This is a genomic window from Psychrobacter sp. P2G3, assembly GCF_001593285.1.
Taxonomy (GTDB): domain Bacteria; phylum Pseudomonadota; class Gammaproteobacteria; order Pseudomonadales; family Moraxellaceae; genus Psychrobacter.
On record NZ_CP012529.1, the window covers coordinates 2,208,425 to 2,234,804 of the forward strand.

A 26,380-nucleotide genomic window follows, 5' to 3' on the forward strand; every position below is an offset into this window, starting at 1 on the left:
AGTATGGGTAAAAAGTTAATGCATTGGGTAGACGCGCGCTTTCCGGCGACTGAAACCTATGAATACCACATGTCCAAATATTATGCACCGAAGAACTTTAACTTTTGGTACTTCTTCGGCGTTTTATCAATGGTGGTATTGGTCAACCAATTGGTCACTGGGATTTGGCTTACGATGATGTACAACCCAAGTGCCGAAGGAGCATTTGCGTCTGTTGAATACATCATGCGTGACGTCAAAGGCGGCTGGCTTATTCGCTATATGCACTCGACTGGGGCATCAGCATTCTTTGTAGTAGTCTATTTGCATATGTTTAGAGCCTTGCTCTATGGTTCATATCAGAAACCACGTGAGCTTATTTGGCTCATCGGTATGGGCATCTACTTAGCCTTGATGGCAGAAGGCTTCTTCGGTTATCTACTACCGTGGGGCAATATGTCATTTTGGGGTGCACAGGTTATTTTGAATCTTCCTGCTGCGCTACCAGTTATTGGTGACGGTCTTGCTGAATGGGTACGCGGTGATTATATTATCTCAGGTATTACTCTAAACCGTTTCTTTGCCTTACATGTAGTTGCTATTCCACTAGTATTAGTCGGTTTGGTATTTATGCATTTAGTGGCTTTACATCATGTGGGTTCGAACAATCCAGATGGTATTGACATCAAGAAACTCAAAGATAAAAACGGCATACCATTAGATGGTATTGAGTTCCATCCTTACTACACCGTACACGATATGGTTGGTATTGTAGTGTTCTTTATTTGCTTCTTTGCAGTGGTATTCTTCTTCCCAGAAGGCGGCGGTTTCTTCCTTGAGCCACCAAACTTTGAAGCAGCTAACTCACTAAAAACGCCTGCACATATTGCGCCAGTATGGTACTACACTCCTTTCTATGCCATCTTACGTGCGGTTCCTGATAAGCTTGGTGGTGTTATAGCGATGGGTGCTGCGATTGCAGTATTGTTCCTAATACCATGGCTTGATAGATCTCCTGTACGTTCGATACGTTACAAAGGTATTTTATCTAAAATTGCTCTAACCATCTTTGCAATTAGCTTTTTGGTACTTGGCTATTTAGGTGCGACGCCAACGACGCCAACAGCGACATTAATGGCTCGTATATTTACTATATTGTATTTCTTGTTTTTCTTATTGATGCCGATTTACACTGCCATTGAGAAGTGTAAACAGCCACCAGAACGCGTTACCGGAGGTCACTAATGAACACGCTAACAAGATCCTTAACTGGTTTGGGCTTAGGTGCGGCATTAACCCTGACTGCTGGTACTGCACTGGCCGCAGGTAGTGGATGCGGTACGTTCACTAATGCCGAAGGTGTCGAAGAACATTTAGCTTGTAGCACAGCCCCAATTGATTTTACCAATAAGGGTTCGTTACAGAACGGTGCTAAGATGTTCATGAACTACTGCGCAGGTTGTCACTCAGCGAAGTACGTTCGTCATTCACGTATAGCGAAAGACTTAGAGATACCACCTGAGCTGGTCGAAAAGTATTTGATGGTGACCACTGATCAAATTGGTGATCATATTGATGCTGAAATTGATCCTGAGATTCAAGCATCATGGTTTGGGGCAGCACCACCAGACTTATCGCTTGAGACCAGATTACGCGGTGACGACTGGGTTTATACTTACTTGTTATCATTCTATGAGGACCCAAGTCGTCCTTGGGGTGCTAACAACTTAGTGTTGGCGAATGCAGCTATGCCTCATGTACTGCATAATCTACAAGAAGATTTAAGTAAAGAAGAGTTTGAAAGCGAAGTTGGTGATTTAGTTAACTTCATGGCATGGATGGGCGAACCTGTTCGTCATGATCGTCAGGTCATCGGCATGTTCGTTATTCTATTTTTGCTCGTCTTATTGATTCCTGTTTATCTACTAAACAAAGAGTTTTGGAAAGACGTAAAATAATCAAACAATTGAATGTGATATGTAAATTCTATATTTATTTATAAAAAGAGGCATTACTTCGGTAGTGCCTCTTTTTTTGTTTTGCATTAAGGAATATTCTAATACTTTTGTATTAAGCACTATTAGTACCGATACTCGATATAGTTTACGCTTACTACCTTGATAAACGAGGCAACTTTGTTTACGATGGCAGCCTTAACTATTAACATTAGGCTTTCATGATTGATGCGAATGACATTCCAAGTAGTCAGCTAATTTTATATGCTGATGATGGCTACGACAGTCATGTGGTACGCCTATTACTTGAAGAAAAGAAGCTCGCTTACTATTTATCACGCTTACATTCTGAGCGCCCTGAAGACCTGACCGAGCTAAACCCTTATCATACTTTGCCTGTCTTACAACAACGTGAAATCTCGCTATATGAGATTAACGTTATCTTTGAGTATCTTGAGGAACGTTATCACGCAAACAAACTGCTGCCTGATACCCCGCAAGAGCGGGCACAATTTCGACAGTTAGCATGGCGTATCCAGCGTGATTGGCTGGTACTTGGTAAACGACTGCTCATGCATCCAGATAGCTTTAATAAAGCCCAAGCTGCCGTGGCAAAAAAACAGTTGGCTGATTCATTGATTACCCTATCCCCACTGTTCGCTCATAAGTCTTATTTTATGGCAGATGAATTTGGCTGGTGCGATGTGCTGTTAGCGCCCTTGTTATGGCGTCTTGAAGAGATGGGTATCGAACTACCTCGAGCTATCAGTCGTCCATTGTTTGACTATCAAACACGACTCTTTGAGCGTGAGAGCTTTAAAAAAAGCGTTCGCTAATTAGACGACTGCAGACAGCTTGATTAAAATGGAAATTAGTCCAATACAAGCTAATAAAATAAAAGATAAGCAAATTTCATTGATGTTTTATCCGTTAATGAAAAGCTGAACAAGGTATTTTTTAATCATTAAAGACCATTAAATATAGGAAATCATCAGATGAGCGAAACCACGTCTATTACCCCAACCCGCCCCTATATGGTGCGTGCATTATACGAATGGATAGAAGACAATGCCCTGACACCATATCTAATGGTAGATGCCACTGCTGAGAATGTACAAATACCAACCGAACACGTCCAAGATGGTCGTATCGTGCTAAATATCGCTAGCCGTGCTACAGGCAACATGAGTATGGAAAATGAATACATCCATTTCAGTGCACGCTTCGGTGGGGTATCGCAAGAGATTTGGGTACCGCTTATTGCTGTGATGGGCATTTATGCAAAAGAAAACTCACAGGGTATGTTCTTTGATCCTAGTGAATATGAAAACTATAAGCCTGAGGACGAATCAGAAGTTGCTGCTAAGAAGAGTCCTACTGTCGCTCCTAAGCCAAAACGTGATAACAAAGCAGGTTTAAAAGTCTTAAAATAATAAAGCTTGAGTTAATAAACACTGAGACATAAAAAAGCTGAGCGTATTAGATACGCCCAGCTTTTTTGTTGCCGGTTCAAAGGGCTTGCATCCCTAAAGACCGTATTAGGTTCTTGGTAATGTAACGCCTCTTTGACCTTGATATTTACCGCCACGGTCTTTATAACTGGTCTCGCAGACATCATCAGCATCACTTTGGAAGAATAGCATCTGTGCCACGCCTTCACCTGCATAAATACGTGCTGGCAAATTAGTGGTATTACTAAACTCTAAAGTCACGTGCCCTTCCCACTCAGGCTCAAGTGGCGTCACGTTGACGATAATACCGCAGCGTGCATAAGTTGATTTACCAAGGCAAATCGTCAATACATCACGTGGAATGCGGAAATACTCCATCGTACGTGCCAATGCAAATGAGTTGGGTGGAATGATGCACTCATCACCTACAATATCGATAAAGCTTTTTTCATCGAAGTTTTTAGGATCAACCACTACTGAATGCACGTTGGTAAATACTTTAAACTCAGGCGCACAGCGTACGTCATAACCATAGCTTGAGGTGCCGTAACTAACCAAGCGTTCGCCTGCATCATTAAAGCGTACTTGACCCGGTTCATATGGCTCAATCATGCCATACTCTTCAGCCATTTTACGAATCCAGCGGTCAGACTTGATAGACATTGTTCTTCCTTAGCAAATATTTAATAGCGACGATTATACGGAATTGGCGGCTTAATTTATAGAGCAGTGGCGACTTTAAAATCCATAACGATATTAACGGACTTATTACCTATCATGATTCACCATTTGGCAAAATGATCTTCTGCCAGCCCTATCATCTTATCAATTCTAATCACCTTGTTTCCTAAGCGTATTTCACCACTATATAGTCCAATCCATTGCTCAAAGATACTGGCAAGCACACCAAAGTTATCCGTCTTCTTATAGACAGTAATAGGCGTAAAGGTTAAATCAATATCGACATTGCTCCAACCCAAGTTTTGATGATAGACACTCCAAATATTCTGCGCTGATGCGTCCAAATCTTTACGTATAAACATCACGGGCGGCAAGTAAGATATCTGTCCATCAAGCCAGCACGCATTTTCACTGGCTCCTGTCTCATTAACGCCCATCGATAAGTTCAATGCAAAATGACGACCATCTGGTAAATAGCTATTAATACACGTCCAAAACCAATTGGTCTTGTGACGCATATAACCAAGTGTCCAATCTAGATTGGCAATGGTGGTATTAGTAAAGTCTATTTGCTTGGCTTTAGAATCAGGAATATTAGAAGCATTAACGTTAAACTTTGACTTGCCTTTAATGAGTAAATGCCCAGATATGGCTGTCAAAGGTTCTTTTTGGGTGAACGTCCAGCCTCGCCTGCCCGTTGGTGTACAGACAGCGAGTGGCTGCGACTGCCTTGCTAAGGTTGCATGGAGTGCAAGGTTTTGACTGTCTAGCGCAACGATAACTTGCGCGGGCGTAAAATCTAAAGTAACTGTCAGCTTTGCATGAACAAACGCAATCTGCCCTTGATGGCAATCACCTGTTAAATGTGTTTGGCGAGTCAAAGGTTGTAGCGCTTCATCAACCTCTAACTCATCAGTCTTATCGTTATAAAGATAGACGAAGGCACTAGCCGCAAGCTTAATGGTCGCCAGTGCTAAACAGACTCGATAAGGAGGCTGAATAATTTGGATAAAGCAAAATTGGTTGGCTTTGAGCGCTTTGCGCCAATTGGGTAAGGATTTTTGTGAGATAAGATAACTATAATAGTCAAGATAGTTGATACTCTTGACGTGAGCAAAGACGCCAAAGGTAGGCTGACCATTTTGAATAAGCTCGTCAAGAGCAAATGGTCGCAAGCTGGTGGATAAGTGTTGCTGATCTTGTTCGTCGCGATTTTGATACATCGTCAAGGCATCCTAGCCAAATTTTTCTAAAGGTACTGGTTTTTTAAAGAGACTATTTATTTAAAGAGACTATCTTTCCTTGATAGCTGACTGTGGTGTGTAAAACTCTTCTTTTTGCCTGTGCAGAAGCCACAAAAAATGCTTCCGTTATTACCTTAACTTCAATGCTGGTCAATCCATCAACTAACGTTTCTGTCACATTCGTTGATGCCATTACACTCATCCATAAAAAGTGTCTAGGAAACTTAATTAACAGGTCAGCGAGAGCCTTTGAAAACTTGTTAAAATCAGCAATCACTAGTCGGCGGTTGCTAAAGTCAGCTTTAACCTGATGACGTTTGCTACTACCATCTTTATAGTAGCAAACGCCAATCAATTGATTGTTTGAGAGTTCAATCACATATATCGGAGGGCGCAATAATTTTAGGAACTTATACTGTTTGGGAATATTATCTAAATGACTTTGATAAATAGATAAGCTCACAATACTTCCTTTTTAAAATACAAGGACTTTACAGGTTAACCGTTCAGGCTATTTCAATACCATTAAGAACCATCAAAAAATACGCTTATCATCGACAGGCTTAGCAAATTTATTAATATTGGCTTCGATGTTCTTAGCAATACTCAGATAATACGGCGCAAATTCATCATCAGCGAGTACGCTTGGTTCGCCTTTATCCACTTGTGCGCGAATCCCACTTGCCAATGGAAGCTGCCCTAACAGCGGTACCTGATATTGCTCAGCGATAAACTCGCCACCACCAGTACCAAAGATAGCTTCGGTATGATTACAGTTGCTACACGTATGCAGCGCCATGTTTTCAACTACACCAAGTACCGGAATATTAGTTTTGTTAAACATCTCAACGCCCTTTTGCGCATCAAGTAGTGCAATATGCTGAGGCGTCGTGACAATCACTGCGCCAGTGACTGGAATACGCTGTGCTAGCGTCAATTGAATATCACCCGTACCTGGCGGCATATCAATCACTAAATAATCTAGCTGCGGCCAATTGGTTTGGTTATACAGCTGCATCAAGGCACCAGTGGCTTTTGGCCCACGCCAAGCGACAGGTGTATTATCACCATCGAGCAAGCTACCAATCGATAACATCGCCATGCCATGCGCATCGACAGGAACGAACTGCTCATTTTCTAGTTGCGGCCTTACATCGGCGACGCCTAGCATCGTTGGCATACTAGGGCCATAAATATCAGCATCGAGTACGCCAACACGGTTGCCTAGCTTTTGTAATGCTAAGGCAATATTAACCGTCGTAGTTGATTTACCCACACCGCCTTTACCTGACGCGACTACGATAATATGACGAATACGCGGATGCGGCGCTAGTGACGCTTGTGTTGGTGCAGCTTTAGTAATCGGTGGTTCGCTGTCTGTATTGGATTGTGCGGTAGGCTTGGCTTGCTTAGCCATGGCATCCGTCGTCTTTGGCATTTGCTTCGGTAAGCTTGAGCCTGCGCCCTTAGCTGCCGCTAATAGACGTACATTCATATGAATGGTTTTGATACCGTGCGGATGCAGCAGTTGCCCAAGCTCTTGCTGAATGATTTCAGGATCAGTATCTGCTGGTAAACGTAAGTCTAAGGTTAATTGGTCGCCATCACGTTCAAGCCCCGTTACCATGGTAGCAATACTAATAGTGCCGACTTCATAGCCAAGCAATACTTTATCCACAGCACTATCACGCTCTGCTTGCTGTTGCGGAGTTTCAGGCTTTTCTGACGTTATTTTTTTTATAAAGTTGAACATAGCTACCTTTACTTCTATATGAATAGGTTTGATGACATGACTTTTAAGAATTTAATAGTAAATATTCTTGGGATAGTCAGTGTATCTGAATTGAGAATATTAAAAAGACTATAATATTAATAGTTGTCATTAATAAAAAGACTGCAATGAAATTCTTCTATATTTTAGCTGTTCGCTACCCTCTTATAATTGGCGCTCACGATTATTTACTAATAAGCTATTATATATAGTCAGTTCAAAACAAAAAAAGGTATAAAACTTTTTAGCGTGCGACTAGGGAGTATTGAACATTCGACCATGACACTGATAGAGGCTACACAACCTATATTTTAAAATAAAACATCCTAGCAGCATTGTGTGTTTCTGAATTAAATTGACTATTATTAAAGTTATATAGATAAAAATTGAGAAGCAATAAATAGGTAAATCAGTACGCCTGAGGCGTCACATACCGAGGTTATCAAAGGCGCACTGGCAGTGGCAGGGTCAAGACCTATTTTATTCAATACAAAAGGCAAGCTCATTCCAATTACACAGCCAATCATAACCACAGACATCATACTAAGCGCGAGCACCAAAGATACTACCGCATCGCCGCGCACATAACCAATGATAGAGATAGCAACTGCCATAGTAGCGCCTAGCATTAAGGCGACTACAGCTTCTCGTCCCAATAGCGAGAGCCAATCTCGCATGACCACATCGCCCGTCGCTAAAGCACGCACCATCAAGGTGGCAGACTGAGAACCAGCGTTACCGCCACTATCGACTAGGAGTGGTAAGAAAAACACCAGCACTAAGTTGGCCGCAATTACCTCTTCAAAATTGGCAATACTAAAGCCCGAAAGCAAGTTGCCAAATACTAAAAAAACCAGCCAAAACACGCGCTTACGATACAGTACTCTAACGCTGACATCTTTGAGCCTACCAACCATAGTCGTGACACCGCCTGACTTATGAAAGTCATCAGTTGCCTCATCACTAGCGACATCCATCGCATCATCATGGGTGACAATGCCTACCAAGGCACCACTGTCATCAGTAATTGGCAGTGCAATCAAGTCATAACGAGCCACTACTTTGGCGACGTCCTCTTGATCGTCGTTCACATTACAAGACACCACAGTGCTCATCATAATGTCATTAATTAACTGTTCAGGAGACGCTAAAATTAGTACTCGTAACGACACAACTCCTAACAACTTACGTTCATCATCAATCACATAAGTATGGTAGATGGTCTCAGCATCGGGGGCTTCCAGTCGTAGCGCATCCAATGCCTCAGTTACTGTCATCCGAGCAGCTAAAGTAGCATAATCAGACGTCATTAAGGCGCCAGCAGTGCGCTCCTCATAGGCAGATAGCCTACGGATATCTTCACGCTTCGCTTGCGCCAATGCAGGCAGTAAAGCGTCGCGCTGATCTTGATTTAGGTGCTTATATAAATCGGTGCGTTCATCAGCGGGCATCTCCCCTACTAATATCGCCATGCTATCTCGAGGAAACTCATGTGCCATAGCGACCTGAACATCAGGTTCTAGATAAGAAAAAATGGTAGAGCGATTAGATAAGCGCTCTAATAGCTGCCAAGCAAGTTTAGACTCCATGAGTGCGAGCACATCAGCGATATCAATAGGTCGCAAATCTTGTACTTGATTAATCGCTTGTTCGAATTGCTGTTGTTCGATGGCACGGCCTAATTTCGCTGCAAAAGTTTCGGCAAAATCTTTATTATTCATTATTTTTACTCCGTGCGGCCCAAAACGGTGCAGCAAAAGCTCATAAAAAAGAGCCAATATTATTGGCTCAAATTAATAGAAGCTAGATGCTAATGGATTGGTCTTTTATTAGCAAGCTAATGAATACTAAACTAATAAAATATCAATCAAACCTGTTTAATTCATAAACCAACCATGACTGGCAACGATAGACTGCCCTGTAAACACATTGCTTGGGAACGCTGCTAAAAATAGCGCTAATTGAGCAATATCATCAACGGTGGTAAATTCTTTATCGACTGTATTGACCAGCATAATGTCATTAACCACCGACTCTTCACTGATGCCTTTTTCTGCCGCTTGTTGCGGGATTTGTTTTTCGACTAACGGCGTTTTAACAAACCCTGGGCAAATCACATGTGAGCGTACATTGTGCTCAGCGCCTTCTTTGGCTAACACACGGCACAATCCAAGCAAGCCGTGTTTAGCAGTCACATAAGGTGCTTTGTAAAGTGAGGCTTCATGCGAGTGTACTGAACCCATATAAATGACCGTACCACCTTTATCGTCTTTATACATATGCTGTACGGCAGCTTTGGTAGTCAGAAATGCACCATCTAAATGAATGGCGAGCATCTTTTTCCAATCATCAAATGCCATTTTATTAATCGGATCAATAATCTGAATACCGGCATTGGAGACGAGAATGTCAATACCGCCAAAAGTATCAACTAGCTGTTGCACGCCATCATTTACGGCATCCTCTGATGTCACATCCATAGCAATCGCCAGTGCGCGTCCACCAGCAGCCTCAATAGCATCGACCGTTTGCTGCGCCGCTTCAAGATTAATATCTGCAATACCAACCGCTGCCCCTGCTTTGGCATAAGTCTCAGCGATATCACGTCCGATACCACTTGCAGAGCCTGTGACTAAAGCTACCTTACCTGTCAAATCTTGTTGTAATTGAGTCGCCATATTTTATATTCCTTTATCAAATAGCTTGTTTTAATGCCTGTGCAAGATATATGTATGCAACATGCTTATTGAGCAATGCTCACTGGCGTCTTTTCTTGTAGTTCTTCAAAGCTAACGCCATCTGCAAGCTCAACCAACTTCAAACCATTGTCAGTGACATCTAATACGGCAAGCTCAGTGATGATACGATCCACTACGCCTTTGCCGGTTAATGGCAGCTCACAATTGGCAAGAATTTTTGGATCGCCGTGTTTATTAACTTGTTCCATTAATACAATCACGCGTTGCACGCCTGCAACTAGATCCATGGCACCGCCCATGCCTTTGACCATCTTTTTAGGAATCATCCAGTTGGCAAGGTCGCCCTGCTCCGAGACTTCCATCGCGCCCAATATTGCCAGATTGACATGACCGCCACGAATCATGGCAAATGACTCTGAGCTACCAAAATAACTGGCACCCGGCTCTGCTGTCACCGTTTGTTTACCTGCATTAATCAAGTCAGCATCTACGTTTTCAGCGGTTGGAAACTCACCAATACCTAACAGACCGTTTTCTGACTGTAGCCAAACATCCATGCCTTCAGGAATATAGTTAGCCACTAGAGTTGGTAGACCAATTCCTAAGTTCACATAATAACCGTCTTGTAATTCTTTCGCAGCGCGCTGCGCCATCTGCTCTCTTGTCCATGCCATGGTAATTTCCTTATTTTTTACAATGTTCTATTATCATTAATCTAAAAAGTTAAAAAATATTTTGACAGACTCTTTATTTAAGCGTTTTCAACTGCTTTAGTTGTCGTTTTTTCGATACGTTTTTCAGGGTTGCTGTTTAATACAATACGCTGCACAAAGATACCAGGCAGATGCACTTCGTCAGGATCGAACGTACCAGTCTCTACGATTTCTTCTACTTCGACGATGGTGATTTTGCCAGCCATTGCACAGTCTGGATTGAAGTTACGGGCGGTTTTGTTGAACATTAAGTTACCCGATTTATCTGCTTTTTGCGCTTTGATTAATGACACATCAGCACGCAATGTATGTTCAAGCACATATGTGCGACCATCAAAATCACGCGTCTCTTTACCTTCCGCGACGAGTGTGCCGACGCCAGTTGCAGTATAGAACGCAGGAATACCAGCGCCACCCGAACGTAGCTTTTCAGCCAATGTCCCTTGCGGGGTCAATTCAACTTCTAACTCGCCAGCTAGGTATTGACGCTCAAACTCTTTATTTTCACCGACATAAGATGAGATCATTTTTTTGATTTGACGAGTCTGTAATAGTAATCCTAAGCCAAAGTCATCAACACCCGCGTTATTACTGATACAGGTTAAATCTTTAACGCCGCTATCACGCAATGCTTCGATTAAAGCTTCAGGAATACCACACAGACCAAAACCGCCGATTGCGAGGGTTTGACCATCACTTACAATACCTTTTAACGCTTCTTCTGCACTACTATATATTTTTGATTGACTCATGGTTGTCTCCTATAATTATCGTTTATGATCTTTTCATTAATCCATAGATTAATAATGGTTTAAATTTATTACGTATCCGTTCTATTATTGCCTTTGAATCATTTCATTAAGTTTGTTGTTTTTATTACCTTCTGTATTTATTTACACGCCATACCAGTTATACCACTAACCAAAACACACCCATAATAATTGCCCCTGATACTGCAAGCACTATCAGACAGTAGCCCATGATAGCTCGAGCATCTAAGCCGGCAATACCTAATAACGGTAATGCCCAAAATGGCTGAATCATATTTGTCCACGCATCGCCCCACGCAATCGCCATTGCCGTGACTGCTGGTTTGACACCAAGCTCGACACCAGCAGGTATCATGACAGGCCCTTGTACAGCAAACTGACCGCCGCCCGATGGTACAAAGACGTTGACTAAACCTGCGCTTAGAAATGCAAAAATAGGAAAGCTGTCTGCTGAAGCGGAATTGACGAAGAATTCGGTAACTTGAGTACTAATAGAGATGCCGTCAGCGTTTGCTCCGGTCATGATACCCATGATGCCACCATAAAACGGAAACAGTAATACAATACCAGTGATGCCGCCTATACCTGAGTTTACTGCGCGATAGTAACGCTCTAGCGTGCCATGCGATAACAATCCTACAAACAAGAATAGCCCAATAACTATGTTTAATCCTAGATTAAAACCATTGCTGCTAAATTCACTAATATAGTACATTAAGGCTAACGCCAGCAGAATTACGGCGACAATACGGCTGTCATCTAATCTTTGTGCTGGGGTATCTCGGCGAGGCGACACGTAAGCTTCTTTTTTAATCAGCTTAGGGTCAATAACGGTAGGATTTTTTGGGTGCATAAAGCGATTTAACAGAGGCAAGATTATTACTAACAAGCCAACAATGAGCAAGTTGTATCCGGCAAACACGGTTTGTGATAAAGGCACCGCTTCGGTCATTGCGTTACCCGATAGCGTGAGCAAGGTATCACCGCCCGAACTCAACGTTAGCGGTATCGACCCTGAAAAGCCTCCATGCCAAATTACAAATCCTGAATATGCTGCGGCTACCAATAAGGGATAATCGACATTAGCTACTTTTTTTGCAAGTGACTTGGCAAAGATAGCACCAATAATTAGACCAAAACCCCAGTTTATCCATGAACCAACCAGACCCACCAAGGTTGATACTATGATAGCGGTCGAAGGGGAATGAATACGACTGGCAATATTATCCAGTAGACGCTGAATAAATGGCGCACTGGCAAACGCATAGCCTGTCACCAATATGAGCGCCATTTGCATAGCGAAACTATGTAGTGACCACAGTCCATTACCCCAATGTCCTGCCATTGCTATTACGTTTTGGCCCGTAATAGCAAGTCCAACGACAAAAGCAATGAGCGTTAAAACAATAGAGAATACAAAGGGGGATGGTAGATACCGATTTACCAGTTGTACGCTGGCGTTGGTGATAGCACTAAACATATCCACATTCCTTGTCGATTTAATGTTTATGGTTCTAACTTATTGTTAGTAGATTACTGCTTGTTAAATATGGTAGTTTATCCATAGCACTCAATACAAGTACAACCATAATAATACAATTTATATCGATATATCATATATGCGATACTTATGCTAACTTAACATATTATTCTCATAGCGACTAGAGAATAACTTTAAGATTATAGAGGTTGCGATTGGTAGTGTGAATAAAAATATTATAGGTCACAATCATATCAGTACAGATGCATACTAAATATAATCTATTACTAAGTATTTGATATCTTGTGTTGACCTCTACTAGCAAGCACTGCATAATCGCTGACTGAATTTTGCCAAGGAGGGCGATCATGTTTAGCACACTTGCTATTGTTATTACTTTATTTCTATTAATGTTCTTTGCTTATCGCGGTTATTCAGTGCTGATTTTAGCACCGATTATGGCGATATTAGCTGTATTCCTATCAGGGGATTTTTTAAGTAGTATTCCTGCCTATACCGATGTATTTATGGGCGCACTAAGTGGATTTTTACTTAAATTCTTCCCTATTTTCTTGTTAGGTGCATTGTTTGGTCGTTTGATGGCAGACTCTGGAGCGGCGACAGCGATTGCCAATACCGTGGTCGAAAAGCTTGGTGCCAGCAAAGCCATTCTAGCAGTCATCTTAGTCTGTGCTATCTTAACCTATGGTGGTGTATCGTTATTTGTCGTAGCGTTTGCTATCTATCCAATCGCCAAAGACTTATTCAAAGCCGCTGATATTCCTAAGCGCTTGATTCCAGCAGCGATTGCCTTAGGCTCATTTACCTTTACGATGACCGCATTGCCGGGCACGCCAGCCATTCAGAATGCCATTCCAATTCCTTATTATAATACCAACGTATTTGCCGCGCCTATCCTAGGTATTATCGGCGGTACTATCATGTTTATTTGTGGTTGGTTATGGCTACAGTCACGGGCTAGAAAAGCCAATGCGGCAGGTGAAGGCTACGGTCAGCATGACGAAGAGGATGTAGGCGGCGTTGGTGCAGCCAAAAAAGAAGCCGAAGTGCTAAATACTCATCACACCTCCTTTACGGTTGCTATGATTCCGCTGGTATTAGTCATCGCTTTAAACGCTTTATTAACTTATGCTATTTTCCCTTCGATAGACTTTAGCAGCTTACAAGCTCAGTTTCCGGATTTAAATATCGCCGGCTCACTCGGTCTATGGTCGATTATTATCTCGTTAGTCGTTGCCTGTATTGTTTTGATTTTGCTGCGTATCGGTCATTGGAACAATCTACAAAAAACCATCAACCGTGGTACTTATGATTCGATGTTGCCGATTTTTAACACCGCATCGGAAGTTGGCTACGGTGCGGTTATCGCTTCACTTGCAGGCTTCCTTATCATTCGTGACAGTATCTTAAACCTAAATCCTGATAACCCACTAATCTCAGAAGCCGTTGCTATGACCACGCTTGCTGGTATTACGGGCTCATCATCAGGTGGTTTGAGTATCGCTCTATCGACGTTGGGCGAAGATTACCTGAGAATGGCGGTCGCAGCTGGTATTGATCCAGAGCTTATGCACCGCGTGGCGGTTATGGCAGCGGGCGGGCTTGATACTCTTCCACACAGTGGCGCGGTCATCACGTTGTTTGCGATTTGTGGCTTGACCCATAAGCAGTCATACCTGAATCTTGCGATGGTCACGATGATTATTCCATTAATCGCTGTGGTCGCTGTTATCATCTTAGGGACGATGTTTGGCTCATTTTAGAAACCGTTTAAGCTTTAATCAGTTTCTTGAGCTTTGAATATGAATGAGTTTTAATGTGTAAATTCAAAACCCACTTGGCAAATTGCTTGGTGGGTTTTTTAATAATAACTTTATAACGAGCAAAGCTAGGGCGTATTATTTATATCTAATAAATGAGCGACCATTTATGTACCATACGGAGCTAACTACCATATTGGTTACCGTATTGGTTATCACATTAATTACTGTATTAATTAGTATGGTAATGTCACAAATTTGACCGATTTACGGTATCATAGGCGCACTTTTTGAATTTTCATTTTTAGAAGTTTTAGTATTGATAGTTTGATATTAATAGTATCGCGTCTGCTCGCCATAAACTGCTTGCGACGTTTGATAACCAACCCGTTTATATAAAGTATAGGTGATGAAAGTGCGTGAGATTCTAGTAACCAGTGCGCTGCCCTACGCCAATGGCTATATCCATTTGGGGCATCTTGTAGAATATATTCAGACTGATATTTGGGCGCGTGCGATGAAGGCACAAGGCCATCAGGTCACTTATGTCTGCGCGGATGATGCACATGGTACGGCGATCATGCTCAAAGCAGAAGCTAATGGCATCACGCCAGAAGAGCAAATTGCCTCAGTTAAAGCCTCGCATGAAGCGGACTTTGCTAAATTTTTGATTAACTTTGACAATTATCACTCCACGCATTCAGAAGAAAACAAGCATTTTTCCGAGCTGATTTATCGTCGTCTTGATAGCGCTGGACATATCAGTACCAAAGACGTTGAGCAATTATTTGATCCTGAAAAGCAATTGTTTTTAGCGGATCGTTTTGTCAAAGGCACTTGCCCTGAATGCGGTGCGCTTGATCAATATGGCGATAACTGTGAAGTGTGCGGCACAACGTATGATGCAACAGATCTTAAAGATCCTTACTCGACGTTGTCTGACGCCACACCTGTCCTAAAAACCTCTAAGCACTATTTCTTTGATTTACCTGAGTTTGAGCAATTCTTAAAGGATTGGACGCGTAGTGATAATCGCTTGCAAACATCGGTTGCTAATAAACTGCAAGAATGGTTTGACGCTGGCCTGACCAGCTGGGATATCTCGCGCGATGCGCCATATTTTGGTTTCCAAATTCCAGATACCCCAAGCGACGAGCCAGACAAATATTTTTATGTATGGCTAGATGCGCCAGTCGGTTACATGGCGAGCTTTAAGAATTTATGTGATAAGCGTGCAGGTACAAATGAAGCGCTTGATTTCGATCGTTACTGGATGCAAGAAAACGAGCATAAGACCGAGGTTTATCATTTCATCGGTAAAGACATCGTTTACTTCCATGCGTTATTTTGGCCAGCCATGCTTGCGGGTAGTGAATTCCGTACGCCAACGGGTGTCTTTGCGCATGGCTTCTTGATGGTCAACGGCGAAAAAATGAGTAAGTCACGCGGCACCTTTATCAAAGCCGAAACTTACGCTGAGCACTTACATCCTGAATACTTGCGTTATTATTTTGCCAGTAAGCTGTCTGATAAAGTCGAGGACATCAACCTTGATTTAGAAGACTTTATGCAAAAGGTCAACTCTGACTTGGTTGGTAAGGTCGTTAATATTGCCAGTCGTAGCGCTGGTTTCTTAGTGAAGAAATATGACGGTATGCTGTCGGACGTTTGCGTAGAATCAACGCTACTAGAAGATATTACCAAAACCGGTGATGAAATTGCTGCCGCTTATGAGAATCGTGAGTTCTCGCGCGCTATGCGTTTAATCATGCAATGTGCAGATAAGGCCAATGAGTATATTGACGAGAAAAAACCGTGGTCACTTGCCAAGCAAGAAGGCACTGAGCAAGAAGTGCAAGACGTTTGCTCGGTTGCGATTAATATCTTCCGACAATTGATGGTTTATTTAGCGCCAGTCTTGCCTGAGCTGACTGCCAATGCCAAAGAATTCTTAAACATTGATGATCTCAGCTTTGCCAGCCGTAATGAGTGGTTGCTTGGTCATAAAATCAATAAATTTAAACCATTGATGCAGCGTATCGAAGAAAAAGACGTCGCCGCGATGGTTGAGGCGTCAAAAGAATCGTTGGCGCAAACCACTACCCCAGTTGCTAGCAAGTCAGTCACCGAAAAAGATAGCAAGACAGAAGCTGGTACTGATGATGATATAAATGCTGAGCAAGCTGATTATATTGGTATTGAAGACTTTGCCAAAGTTGAGATGAAAGTCGCACACGTTTTAGAGTGTAACCATGTCGAAGGCGCAGATAAGCTTCTGCAATTTACCTTAGACGTTGGCGAAGATAAGCCGCGCAATGTGTTTAGCGGTATCCGTAAATTTTATGAGCCTGAGCAATTGGTTGATAAAAAAGTGATTTGCGTGACCAATCTTGCCCCGCGTAAGATGAAGTTCGGTGTCTCAGAAGGCATGGTGTTATCGACTGGCGATTCAAAGACAGGGCTAACAGTTGTTACCTTGCCTGATGATTGCGTGGTTGGTGATACTTTAGCTTAACTACTCCATTCAGCATTGACATAAAAAAAGATGTCCTTAGTGGCGTCTTTTTTTATGTCGTTTTTTATAGTATATAGGTTAATAAAACCATCAATACATGACTCAATCACAGCTATGACGAATACGCTTTAATTTTTTATTGCGATAACTTACATTACTGTCATAATATGAACATAATGATCGACGGAACGATTACCTTATTGTTAGCCTGCTATTTTGGCATCAACATAGCATTGACTCGGCTAACCTGCACTTTCCAGTATCATCTTTAAAAACCAAATATAACGAAGACGAACGCAAGTACTACCATAAGTAGACTTAGCTATTCTGATAATGTTAACTTGGTTTTTACGATTGATATAACTTATGAGTTAACCTAATAATGACTATTGCTTCTACTTTACGCTTAAGCCTATATGGTGCTGCTATTAGCGCCACACTTGGATTAATTGGCTGCTCAAATTCTACCGATACTGCTGCAACGACTGATGAGAGTGCAACCGCTGATACTGACAAGCCCGCTAAAACGTTGGCCATTACTCAAATCGTTGAACACCCATCGTTAGATGAGATGCGCCGCGGTATTATTGATGAGCTGGCTGATAATGGTTATGTTGAAGGCCAAAATCTAACCATCAACTTTCAAAGTGCTCAAGGTAATACAGCGACAGCAGGACAGATTGCTAAGCAGTTTGCAGGAGACAATCCAGATGCCATCGTAGCAATCTCAACGCCATCTGCTCAGTCAATTGTGGCGTCAACTAAAACGGTTCCGGTTATTTATACTGCTATCTCAGACCCTGTCGCAGCGAAGCTTATTAATGAAAATAATTTACCTATTCAATCTAACGTGACAGGCTTATCCAGTGAATTACCTATTGAGCCGCAGTTAGATAATATTTTAAAGATTGTACCCAATGCAAAAACCATTGGTTACGTCTATAGCCCAGGTGAGATTAACTCTGTAGTGGTGCTCAATCAGCTTAAAAAACTTGCACCAGCGCGTGGACTTAAAATATTAGATGTGACAGCCAATCGCCCAACTGACGTTGCAATGGCGACTCGTAGTCTTGCTGGTCGCGTCGATGTCATTTATACCTCGTTAGATAATAACGTTGTGTCAGGATTTGAAGCAATGGCAGGTGCCGCTAACGAGCTTGATATTCCAGTCATTGCCTCGGACGAGTTTAGTGTAAGACGCGGTGCCACTGCTGCGCTAGGTGTCAACGATTATGACTTTGGCCGTACCACTGGAAAAATGGTTTATCGCGTGTTAAATGGCGAGGCTGTCAATACCATTAAGCCTGAAGTCATGAATAAATTAACCTTGTATGCAAGTCCGAAGCACGCCGCTGAGCAAGGTGTCAGCTTGCCAGCAGATTTACTAAAAAATGCTATCAACGTTGATACTGATGTCGATACCAAATAAAAAGTAGTAAGCTATCAATTAGCACGTTAATTATTTATATAGTGTATGGACACACTATTATTTTAGGAGTAAGACCCATGTTGTATCAAAATCGTTTTGGTCATTTCAATTTTAGTAAAGCGCTATTATTAGGCGGCGTTTGTACTGCTATCTTGACTGGTTGTAATCAGTCAGCACAAGATACTAGCACTACTGACGTGGCTGCTACTGGCGATGCCGCAGTAGCTATGAAGACGGTCGCTATCACTGCTATTGTAGAACATCCAGCGCTAGATGATGTCCGTAAAGGTGTCATCGATGAGCTAAATGATGCCGGCTTTAAAGACGGTGAAAACTTAACGGTCAACTTCCAAAGTGCACAGGGCAATACTGCCACGGCGGGACAGATTGCCAAGCAATTCGTTGCAGACAATGCAGACGTTATCATCGCGATCGGCACTCCATCAGCGCAGTCAGTAGCTGCTGCGACTAGCAGTATCCCACTAGTATTTTCAGCAGTCACTGACCCAGTCGCAGCCAAACTAGTCACAAAACTAGATGGCTCTGGCACCAATGTCACTGGTGGCTCTGATGCACTACCTTATGAGCCACAAATTGAATTGATGCGTCAAATCATTCCTAGCTTAAAAAATGTCGGTTATGTTTATAGCCCAGGCGAAGTCAACTCAACGATTATCTTGAAAAACTTAAAAGAAAAACTGACACCACTAGGTATCAACGTACTCGAAGCGCCTGCCCAGCGTAGTACTGATATTGCGATGGCCGCCCGTAGCCTCGAAGGTAAGGTTGATATGATCTATACCTCAACCGATAACAACGTCGTATCGGCCTACGAATCACTATATCAAGTCGCTAAAGAGAGCAAAATCCCACTGATTGCCTCAGATACCAGTTCAGTTGAGCGCGGTGCCATTGCTGCCTTAGGCGTAAACTATTACGATCTTGGCCGCGAAACTGGTAAAATCGTTGTACGCATTCTAAACGGTGAAGAAGCCGGCGCCATTCCTGTTTATACGCCGCAAATGCTTGATTTATATGTCAGTCCAAACCATGCCAAAGAACAAGGCATTACTTTGCCACAAGCGGTTATCGATAAAGCAAAAGAAGTGGTAGAATAACGCACTTTTATAGTTGGCTCATCATAGCAATCATAATATAGATACCGAGTTTGATAGATTGCGTGTCAGTCGCCAGCTACCTTTATGCGATGAAGCTAAATGTTTAAGATAAGAAACCCAGCTATGAATTAGTAGGCTGGGCTTCTTATTTAAAAGGCTATTATTAAGTAGCGGTTATTTAAATGCTTTTATTTAGCTCATTACTTATAAAATACTTATAAGTGCCAAGGTATTTGCTTAGGGCTTTAGTATTTACATAGCATTTAACATAGCATCTAAATTTTGCAATATCTTGAACCAAAGCTTTGAACCAAGGTAGCTTATGATAGTTTTTCGTCGTGATATGTTTTGGTTTACCCTAACCGCAGATTGCTTAATCTGTTAAATTCACCGCTTAGCCGTTTAGCTAAAATTGACTTATAAGTTTATAGATAAGAGCGCGCTGGTATATGCCACTTACTCTATGAGTTAATAAATGGAATGTTATTTGCTAAACGCTTGGTTATGACTTACTGATATCTTATGTCTCTAATTGCTTTTTTTGGTGCGCTTGAAAGCGGTCTAATTTACGGCCTAGTAGCACTTGGTGTGCTCATCTCATTTCGTACGCTCGATTTTCCTGACTTGACCGCTGATGGTAGTTTTCCATTAGGTGGCGCAGTCGCTGGCATCTCTATTGTCGCTGGTGTCAATCCATGGTTGGCATGCGCTTTTGGTATGCTAGCAGGTTCAGTCGCCGGTATCGTCACTGCATGGTTGCACGTCAAACTTGGTATCTTGCAACTACTTGCCAGCATCTTAGTCATGGTCGCGCTATATTCTGTCAACCTACGCATCATGGGCGCGCCCAACTTGCCGTTATTGGGTGAAACTACGGTATTTAGCACCTTAGTTACTGATGGCAATGGATATTGGATGCGCTGCCTTATCATTGGTGTGGTCATACTGCTTGCCAAGCTATTCTTAGATTGGTTTTATAGCACCGAAACTGGCCTATCTATGCGAGCAACTGGTTCAAACTTACGAATGGCACAGGCGCAAGGCATCAATACCTCATGGATGACCATCATCGGTATGGCCGTCTCTAACGGCCTAATTGCTCTAGCAGGCGCACTGTTTGTACAGACTCAAGGTGGTGCAGATATCTCTATCGGTATCGGTACGATTGTCATTGGTCTAGCAGCGGTCATCATTGGTGAGACCATCATCCCTGCCAAGCGTATTTGGCTGATTACCTTTGCTGTAATCGTTGGCGCGGTACTATATAAGCTATTTATTCAGGTCGCGCTATCGAGCGATACGCTACGTAGTATTGGCTTTGGCCCGCAGGATTTGAACTTGATTACCGCTTTACTTGTAGTATTAGCACTAGTATTGCCAAAAGCTAAAACCAAGTTTTTATCTCGTAAAGTTCGCGTTCAATGACAGTCAATGCAGGCGGTAAAAAACTGTAATAAGCTTGAAGAGACAATAAGGAATAACGATTATGATGCAAGCCACAGATTTACGGTTAACCTTTAACCCGGGCACGCCTATCGAAAACCCTGCCCTCCGTGGTATTAATTTAAATATCGCTGATGGCGAATTTGTCACTGTGATTGGTACTAATGGCGCAGGTAAATCGACTTTTCTAAACGCAGTAAGTGGTACCACGCGTGTCGATAGTGGCTCAATCTTACTAAACGGCATCGATGTCACCAAAAAAACAGCGCATCAACGCGCTCATTGGGTCGCCCGTGTGTTTCAAGACCCGATGGCTGGGACTTGTGAAGCATTAACTATCGAAGAAAATATGGCATTGGCCTACAAACGTGGCGGCAAACGAGGTCTAAGCTTTGCACTAAACCAGAATAACCGTGATTTATTCCGAGAAAAACTGTCAGTCCTAAAATTAGGTTTAGAAAATCGTTTGACCGACCGTATGGGGTTATTATCTGGCGGGCAACGTCAAGCTGTGAGCCTACTAATGGCATCATTACAACCCTCTAAGATTCTATTGCTTGATGAACATACTGCTGCTCTTGACCCTAAAACTGCTGCTTTCGTTTTAGAATTGACAGATAAGATTGTCACTGATAATGAGCTAACTACCATGATGGTCACGCACTCAATGCAACAAGCATTAGCACATGGCACGCGTACAGTGATGTTGCATCAAGGCCAAGTGGTATTAGATGTCGCTGGTGACATACGTAAAGATATGACTGTACATGACTTACTTGATATGTTTGAGCAAACTCGCGGTGAGAAGGTTGAAGATGATAGCTTGATTTTGAGTTAACTAGTCTACCGGCTGCTATGTCCGCAAGAAATGTATTAGTTGACAATAAAATTATAAACCTTCAAGGAAACACTCTTTTCTTGAAGGTTTTTTGTTATCTATAGTTAATGATCCTACAAACTTTTCGCTAGCCATTATATAGTTGTTATATAAAGCTTATTTGCTGCCATTTACCTTTGAGGTCTGCTATGCGCAAAATTCCTGTTTATTCCCACCCTGCTGCCGGTTGGCCTGCGCTGATATCCTCTACTCGTAAAATGATGGATTATCAGACTTTCTTGCGTGGTAGTTTAAGTGTGCTAAAAAGCAATCAGCCTAAAGGCGGATTCGATTGTCCGGGCTGCGCTTGGCCAGATCATAAATCACATAAAATGATTGATGTCTGCGAAAATGGTATCAAAGTCATCGCCAGTGAGACTATGTCAAAAAAGGCAGATGCACAATTCTTTGCACGGCACACCGTAACCGAGCTACAAGGATGGTCGGGCTACGAGCTTGAGCATAGTGGCCGTTTATCAGAGCCCGTATATTATGATGCGACTCAAGACCGCTATGTACCGATTTCTTGGGAAGCTGCTTACAAACGTATTGCAGAACAGTTAGGACAGCTTGATTCGCCAGACGAGGCGCTATTTTATACCTCGGGCCGTGTAACTAATGAGCCAGCCTTTATGTATCAATTGTTTGTGCGCTGTTTTGGTACCAATAATTTACCAGATTGCTCAAACATGTGTCACGAGCCAACCTCAGTGATGCTCGGTAAACAGCTGGGCGTCGGCAAAGCGACGGTGATGTTAGAAGATTTTGAGCAAGCCAAACTGATATTAATGTTTGGGCAAAATCCTGCGACTAACCACCCACGCATGCTTGAAATGCTCGCCCATGCTCATGAGCAAGGCTGTCGAATCATCTCGATAAACCCTATGCGTGAACAAGGCTTAAGTAAATTTAGAAATCCGCAAAAGCCCACGCATATGGCGGCAGGTCAAAGTGATGATATGGTCGACGATGTCATTCAAATTCAAATCGGTGGCGATACTGCGCTGTTGACTGGTATTGCAAAATGGCTGATTGAGAACGATAAAATTAATAACGATTTTATTGCGACGCATACGTCAGGTTTTGAGCCATTAAAACAGTGGCTGACAGAACAGTCATGGGTGGATATCGAGCTTGGTTGCGGTATTGCTCAAACAGAAATTATCAATATCGCAAAGCTGGTTGCCAACAGTCCTGCGACGATTTGTACTTGGGGTATGGGCATCACCCAGCATGTGCAAGGTGATGACAATGTGGCGATGATTACTAACCTGTTACTATTGATGGGTATGATTGGGATTGATGGTGCAGGCGCTTCCCCAGTGCGTGGACATTCCAATGTGCAGGGCGATCACACCATGGGCATTCATGAACGTCCCGGACAGGCTTTGCTTGATAGCCTTAAGCGCGTTTTTGAGCGTCCAATGCCGCAAGAGGACGGTTTTGATGTGGTGGCTGGCGCCAAAGCATTAATTGCTGGTAAGCTCAAAGTCTTTATGAGTATGGGCGGTAATTATGCCGTTGCCGCGCCTGATAGCAGTGCCATTCAACAAGCCTTGACCACGACTCAGCTCAATGTTTTCGTAGGAACTAAGCTGAATGAGACCATGCTGTATCCGGGCGCAAATAACCTCATCTTACCTTGCTTAGGTCGTACTGAACGCATAATTACCGCTAAAGGTGAGCAGTTTGCCACTATCGAAGACTCTATGTGTCAGATTGTACCTACTCAGGGCAACCTTAAACCTGTTAGCAATACGTTAAAGTCGGAAGCGCAGATTGTGGCAGACATTGCTACTCACGTGCTTGGTGCTGACTCATCTATCCCTTGGCAAGCAATGAGTGAAGACTTTGACATCATTCGTGACTATGTTGCACAAGCGATTGATGGTTTTGAGAACTTTAACGAGCGTATTCGTGCGGCTGAGCGTGGCTTTCATTTATATCATCCAGCGCGCCATCGCGTGTGGAATACCGACAGTGGCAAAGCACAGTTTGAAGTACCGAAATATCCGATTACTTATGTCGCAGCACAGATGGCAGAGACAACCTCAGCCCTTATAGACAATGCGAGAGAAGATAACAATATCGATAGCACGCAAGATAATGAGCAAAAAATCTGGCAATTGACCAGTGTCCGTAGCCATGACCAATTCAATACTATGATATTTGGTTATCAAGACCGCTATCGCCAAACCAATCGCCGTGATGTGCTATTTATGCATCCTGATGAGATGAGCCGTTTAGGTTGGCAAGAAGGTGACCATGTTGTGGTATCGCGTCAAGCCAGCTCAAATAGCTCAAACATTACAGACGGCACAGATAAACCACGTACATTAGGGCCTTTAGTATTGACTGAGATGGATATCGCATCCAACGCCGTCGCAACTTACTACCCTGAGTGTAATGATTTATTTGATTTAGACACGCATGCGCCAGACTCCCACATACCAGCTTATAAATCAACGACCGTTGTTCTGCAACGTGTTGATGCAAACGCTGGCATAGCCGACCCTGCATAGTAAGCGTGAGATAATGATTGAGTTATGAATATATTTAAAAGGAAAACGGTAATAACTATGTCAATGCCCATAAGATATAACGAGCCATCATGATAGCTGAAAGCAATGCTGAAACTGACGCGAAATATAGCGATCAATTCTTAGTAAAGAATAAATTGGCAAATAAAATTTCAGAAACTATAGAATTATCTGCGATACCACTTGCGCGTAATCATTTAGCGCAAAAGCATTATTATCCGTCAGATAAGTATGGTCATCATAGTATTGCTGGGACCAGTGTTGCTCAGACTAGTACTGATCAAATCAGAGTTGACTCACAGTCAGCTAGCTTAGCAGTGGAAGCTGCGGTTGCTATCGTTATTAACGGTATTCACTATGCGGTATTGATGGCAAGTCCTCACCAGCTAGAATATTTAGCTGTTGGATTCTTATTTAGTGAAGGCTTAATTCAGCACAGTCATGAGCTGCTTGATTGGGAAGTTACCCAGCTTACAGATATCGCAAGTTATCAAAAGTTTACGCAAGATTCGTTTGGGCAGGATTCGCATGTAAAAAACCCTATGAATGAAAGTCTTGAATTTGAAGCATTTGAGCAAAGCTTAACATCACTGCAAGATTACGATATTTATGTGGTAGAGCTAGTGCTAAACCAACGCTGTCATCAGCGTATCCAAGCACAAAAGCGGCAGCTCGCAGGGCGTACAGGTTGCGGTATGTGTGGTATCACTGGACTAACGCAGGCACTGCCCGACTTGAGTGCTTATCGTCAAGACATGCAACAGGTCAAAGCAAATACTCCAAGCCTTGGCTATCTATTAGAAATACGGCAACAAGTCGATACCATGCAACATACACATCAGTTGACAGGTGCCGTACATGCCGCCGCAACGATGTATAACCAACAATTATATTTGTTTGAAGATGTAGGACGTCACAACGCGCTCGATAAACTTATCGGCTGGCAACTGCGCAACAAGACGGAGGTTGAATGCGTCCTTATGACTTCACGCTTATCAATCGAGCTGGTGCAGAAATCCATTCGTGGTCGTATACCTTGGTTAGTTGGTATGTCCGCCCCTACCAGTACCGCCGTTCGTGTCGCCGAGCGTTATAGCTTGGGCTTGGCTGGATTCTTACGTGATAACAGAGTGACTTATTACTCAGGTACTTAAGGTGTTAAATTGAAAAAATATATAGGTGAAAGAAGTATTTAAACACAACGATATTTTCATTTCAGAAAATAAGCTTTAATATGGTTATAGATGCCTCTTTTCTTATGTTGGTTTTCAGAGCTTAGTAAAATTAAAGCTTAGAAAATTATTTATAAATCTCTATTTTTTAAACAATAGATTTTCTTACCCTATATTCAGAAAAAAAGAACAAGACACTAGATGCCTTGTTCTTTTTTTATTATTCAACGTTTACTATTAAGTCAAACTATCTAGTAAATTGTGAATACTTAGCACATGACGCAGGCTGCCAATAAGTCTCAGTTGCAAAAAACTCATCTCTACGAAGCACACCTTCATAACTGTCATCGAAAATGACTTTATAACGGCAAGTTTCTACATTTTGATTGGCATCATAGAATTTGAGGATATAATCCCATTCACGAGCATTGAAGCCTTCTTGAAAGTGTGGAGTACCAATCAGTTTGTAAATCTCGTTTTTAGTAGTACCGACTTTAATTTTGGCAACATCATTTTGCTCAACGATTTTGCCTTCTCTTTGCCATGCTGAACTTTGATCAGGGAATACCAAATCATCAGGATTAACAGAGCCATGCTGAGCGCCCGGACTGACATGCCAAGTACAGCCAGTTACAGCAAATAAAAGAGCAGTAGCCAACAATCCGTGGCGATAAATAGATAAGTTCATTGTTTATTCCTTAATGTGTCATGAGTGATTTGACAATATCTGCCCGAGTACAGACATTGTCATAATGCGTTTGA

At 42.5% G+C, this 26,380-nt stretch carries 22 protein-coding genes; 12 read left to right on the top strand and 10 right to left on the bottom strand.

The window, feature by feature from the left end; translation table 11 throughout:
• Positions 1-18 precede the first annotated feature (18 nt).
• The 4 genes from AK823_RS08910 to AK823_RS08925 all read left to right on the top strand — a co-directional run bounded on the left by AK823_RS08910 (position 19) and on the right by AK823_RS08925 (position 3,367).
• The gene (locus AK823_RS08910) at positions 19-1,224 is read left to right on the top strand and encodes a cytochrome bc complex cytochrome b subunit (protein ID WP_203226538.1); all 1,206 of its coding nucleotides are present in this window, start codon (positions 19-21) and stop codon (positions 1,222-1,224) included.
• Entirely contained in the window at positions 1,224-1,937 is a 714-nt protein-coding gene (locus AK823_RS08915; protein ID WP_068036506.1) for a cytochrome c1, read from the top strand. The genes AK823_RS08910 and AK823_RS08915 overlap by 1 nt, the downstream gene beginning before the upstream one ends.
• A gap of 218 nt (positions 1,938-2,155) precedes the next feature.
• Positions 2,156-2,770, top strand: coding sequence for a glutathione S-transferase N-terminal domain-containing protein (locus tag AK823_RS08920; RefSeq protein WP_068036508.1), 615 nt, complete (start codon positions 2,156-2,158; stop codon positions 2,768-2,770).
• A 159-nt stretch (positions 2,771-2,929) separates the two neighbouring features.
• Entirely contained in the window at positions 2,930-3,367 is a 438-nt protein-coding gene (locus AK823_RS08925) for a ClpXP protease specificity-enhancing factor (protein WP_068036510.1), read from the top strand.
• 105 nt (positions 3,368-3,472) lie between these two features.
• On the opposite strand, the gene dcd is transcribed toward AK823_RS08925, so the two are convergent.
• From dcd to AK823_RS08970, 9 genes are all read right to left on the bottom strand, one after another.
• Positions 3,473-4,048: a dCTP deaminase gene (gene dcd, locus AK823_RS08930; protein WP_068036512.1), complete on the bottom strand. Its 576-nt coding sequence runs from the start codon at positions 4,046-4,048 to the stop codon at positions 3,473-3,475.
• A gap of 119 nt (positions 4,049-4,167) precedes the next feature.
• Positions 4,168-5,289, bottom strand: a complete 1,122-nt coding sequence (locus AK823_RS08935; RefSeq protein ID WP_068328318.1) for a DUF2804 domain-containing protein — start codon at positions 5,287-5,289, stop codon at positions 4,168-4,170.
• Positions 5,290-5,341: 52 nt separating this feature from the next.
• Entirely contained in the window at positions 5,342-5,773 is a 432-nt protein-coding gene (locus tag AK823_RS08940) for a hypothetical protein (RefSeq protein ID WP_068328320.1), read from the bottom strand.
• 72 nt (positions 5,774-5,845) lie between these two features.
• The gene (gene apbC, locus AK823_RS08945; protein WP_068328323.1) at positions 5,846-7,063 is read right to left on the bottom strand and encodes an iron-sulfur cluster carrier protein ApbC; all 1,218 of its coding nucleotides are present in this window, start codon (positions 7,061-7,063) and stop codon (positions 5,846-5,848) included.
• Positions 7,064-7,452: 389 nt separating this feature from the next.
• Positions 7,453-8,802 carry a magnesium transporter gene (mgtE, locus tag AK823_RS08950; protein WP_068328326.1) on the bottom strand — a complete coding sequence of 450 codons (1,350 nt, stop codon included), beginning with the start codon at positions 8,800-8,802 and terminating at the stop codon, positions 7,453-7,455.
• A 156-nt stretch (positions 8,803-8,958) separates the two neighbouring features.
• Positions 8,959-9,759: a 3-hydroxybutyrate dehydrogenase gene (locus tag AK823_RS08955; RefSeq protein ID WP_068036519.1), complete on the bottom strand. Its 801-nt coding sequence runs from the start codon at positions 9,757-9,759 to the stop codon at positions 8,959-8,961.
• Positions 9,760-9,824: 65 nt separating this feature from the next.
• A complete protein-coding gene (locus AK823_RS08960; RefSeq protein WP_068036520.1) occupies positions 9,825-10,454 on the bottom strand; it encodes a CoA transferase subunit B in 630 nt (209 codons plus the stop codon).
• Positions 10,455-10,531: 77 nt separating this feature from the next.
• Positions 10,532-11,245: a CoA transferase subunit A gene (locus tag AK823_RS08965; RefSeq protein WP_068328328.1), complete on the bottom strand. Its 714-nt coding sequence runs from the start codon at positions 11,243-11,245 to the stop codon at positions 10,532-10,534.
• A gap of 157 nt (positions 11,246-11,402) precedes the next feature.
• Positions 11,403-12,743: a TIGR00366 family protein gene (locus tag AK823_RS08970; RefSeq protein ID WP_068328330.1), complete on the bottom strand. Its 1,341-nt coding sequence runs from the start codon at positions 12,741-12,743 to the stop codon at positions 11,403-11,405.
• Positions 12,744-13,111: 368 nt separating this feature from the next.
• Here AK823_RS08970 and AK823_RS08975 point away from each other — a divergent pair, with 368 nt between their 5' ends.
• From AK823_RS08975 to AK823_RS09010, 8 genes are all read left to right on the top strand, one after another.
• Positions 13,112-14,527 carry a GntP family permease gene (locus tag AK823_RS08975; RefSeq protein WP_068036523.1) on the top strand — a complete coding sequence of 472 codons (1,416 nt, stop codon included), beginning with the start codon at positions 13,112-13,114 and terminating at the stop codon, positions 14,525-14,527.
• Between the two features lie 406 nt (positions 14,528-14,933).
• Positions 14,934-17,039 (top strand): methionine--tRNA ligase, encoded by a 2,106-nt coding sequence (gene metG / locus AK823_RS08980; protein ID WP_068328332.1) that lies wholly within the window; start codon positions 14,934-14,936, stop codon positions 17,037-17,039.
• Positions 17,040-17,421: 382 nt separating this feature from the next.
• On the top strand, positions 17,422-18,468 hold the full coding sequence (locus AK823_RS08985; protein WP_068328335.1) for an ABC transporter substrate-binding protein: 1,047 nt from the start codon (positions 17,422-17,424) through the stop codon (positions 18,466-18,468).
• Positions 18,469-18,545: 77 nt separating this feature from the next.
• Positions 18,546-19,586 (top strand): ABC transporter substrate-binding protein, encoded by a 1,041-nt coding sequence (locus tag AK823_RS08990; protein ID WP_068328339.1) that lies wholly within the window; start codon positions 18,546-18,548, stop codon positions 19,584-19,586.
• Positions 19,587-20,108: 522 nt separating this feature from the next.
• Complete coding sequence (locus tag AK823_RS08995; RefSeq protein WP_025651417.1) at positions 20,109-21,011, top strand: ABC transporter permease; 903 nt, start codon at positions 20,109-20,111, stop codon at positions 21,009-21,011.
• Between the two features lie 61 nt (positions 21,012-21,072).
• On the top strand, positions 21,073-21,867 hold the full coding sequence (locus tag AK823_RS09000) for an ABC transporter ATP-binding protein (RefSeq protein WP_068036530.1): 795 nt from the start codon (positions 21,073-21,075) through the stop codon (positions 21,865-21,867).
• Positions 21,868-22,055: 188 nt separating this feature from the next.
• Positions 22,056-24,428, top strand: coding sequence for an FdhF/YdeP family oxidoreductase (locus tag AK823_RS09005; protein WP_068328342.1), 2,373 nt, complete (start codon positions 22,056-22,058; stop codon positions 24,426-24,428).
• 89 nt (positions 24,429-24,517) lie between these two features.
• On the top strand, positions 24,518-25,600 hold the full coding sequence (locus AK823_RS09010; RefSeq protein WP_082785687.1) for a formate dehydrogenase accessory sulfurtransferase FdhD: 1,083 nt from the start codon (positions 24,518-24,520) through the stop codon (positions 25,598-25,600).
• A 265-nt stretch (positions 25,601-25,865) separates the two neighbouring features.
• Here the strand turns inward: AK823_RS09010 and AK823_RS09015 are convergent, their stop codons facing one another.
• Positions 25,866-26,306 carry an outer membrane protein assembly factor BamE gene (locus tag AK823_RS09015; RefSeq protein ID WP_068036533.1) on the bottom strand — a complete coding sequence of 147 codons (441 nt, stop codon included), beginning with the start codon at positions 26,304-26,306 and terminating at the stop codon, positions 25,866-25,868.
• Positions 26,307-26,380: the final 74 nt, after the last annotated feature.

What these genes read in the sequence shown, in the direction of transcription:
- AK823_RS08910 (WP_203226538.1), top strand. Translation starts at nt 19, where the DNA reads ATGCATTGGGTAGACGCGCGCTTTCCGGCGACTGAAACCTATGAATAC.
- AK823_RS08915 (WP_068036506.1), top strand. Translation starts at nt 1,224, where the DNA reads ATGAACACGCTAACAAGATCCTTAACTGGTTTGGGCTTAGGTGCGGCA.
- AK823_RS08920 (WP_068036508.1), top strand. Translation starts at nt 2,156, where the DNA reads ATGATTGATGCGAATGACATTCCAAGTAGTCAGCTAATTTTATATGCT.
- AK823_RS08925 (WP_068036510.1), top strand. Translation starts at nt 2,930, where the DNA reads ATGAGCGAAACCACGTCTATTACCCCAACCCGCCCCTATATGGTGCGT.
- dcd (WP_068036512.1), bottom strand. Translation starts at nt 4,048, where the DNA reads ATGTCTATCAAGTCTGACCGCTGGATTCGTAAAATGGCTGAAGAGTAT.
- AK823_RS08935 (WP_068328318.1), bottom strand. Translation starts at nt 5,289, where the DNA reads ATGTATCAAAATCGCGACGAACAAGATCAGCAACACTTATCCACCAGC.
- apbC (WP_068328323.1), bottom strand. Translation starts at nt 7,063, where the DNA reads ATGTTCAACTTTATAAAAAAAATAACGTCAGAAAAGCCTGAAACTCCG.
- mgtE (WP_068328326.1), bottom strand. Translation starts at nt 8,802, where the DNA reads ATGAATAATAAAGATTTTGCCGAAACTTTTGCAGCGAAATTAGGCCGT.
- AK823_RS08955 (WP_068036519.1), bottom strand. Translation starts at nt 9,759, where the DNA reads ATGGCGACTCAATTACAACAAGATTTGACAGGTAAGGTAGCTTTAGTC.
- AK823_RS08960 (WP_068036520.1), bottom strand. Translation starts at nt 10,454, where the DNA reads ATGGCATGGACAAGAGAGCAGATGGCGCAGCGCGCTGCGAAAGAATTA.
- AK823_RS08965 (WP_068328328.1), bottom strand. Translation starts at nt 11,245, where the DNA reads ATGAGTCAATCAAAAATATATAGTAGTGCAGAAGAAGCGTTAAAAGGT.
- AK823_RS08970 (WP_068328330.1), bottom strand. Translation starts at nt 12,743, where the DNA reads ATGTTTAGTGCTATCACCAACGCCAGCGTACAACTGGTAAATCGGTAT.
- AK823_RS08975 (WP_068036523.1), top strand. Translation starts at nt 13,112, where the DNA reads ATGTTTAGCACACTTGCTATTGTTATTACTTTATTTCTATTAATGTTC.
- metG (WP_068328332.1), top strand. Translation starts at nt 14,934, where the DNA reads ATGAAAGTGCGTGAGATTCTAGTAACCAGTGCGCTGCCCTACGCCAAT.
- AK823_RS08985 (WP_068328335.1), top strand. Translation starts at nt 17,422, where the DNA reads ATGACTATTGCTTCTACTTTACGCTTAAGCCTATATGGTGCTGCTATT.
- AK823_RS08990 (WP_068328339.1), top strand. Translation starts at nt 18,546, where the DNA reads ATGTTGTATCAAAATCGTTTTGGTCATTTCAATTTTAGTAAAGCGCTA.
- AK823_RS08995 (WP_025651417.1), top strand. Translation starts at nt 20,109, where the DNA reads ATGTCTCTAATTGCTTTTTTTGGTGCGCTTGAAAGCGGTCTAATTTAC.
- AK823_RS09000 (WP_068036530.1), top strand. Translation starts at nt 21,073, where the DNA reads ATGATGCAAGCCACAGATTTACGGTTAACCTTTAACCCGGGCACGCCT.
- AK823_RS09005 (WP_068328342.1), top strand. Translation starts at nt 22,056, where the DNA reads ATGCGCAAAATTCCTGTTTATTCCCACCCTGCTGCCGGTTGGCCTGCG.
- AK823_RS09010 (WP_082785687.1), top strand. Translation starts at nt 24,518, where the DNA reads ATGATAGCTGAAAGCAATGCTGAAACTGACGCGAAATATAGCGATCAA.
- AK823_RS09015 (WP_068036533.1), bottom strand. Translation starts at nt 26,306, where the DNA reads ATGAACTTATCTATTTATCGCCACGGATTGTTGGCTACTGCTCTTTTA.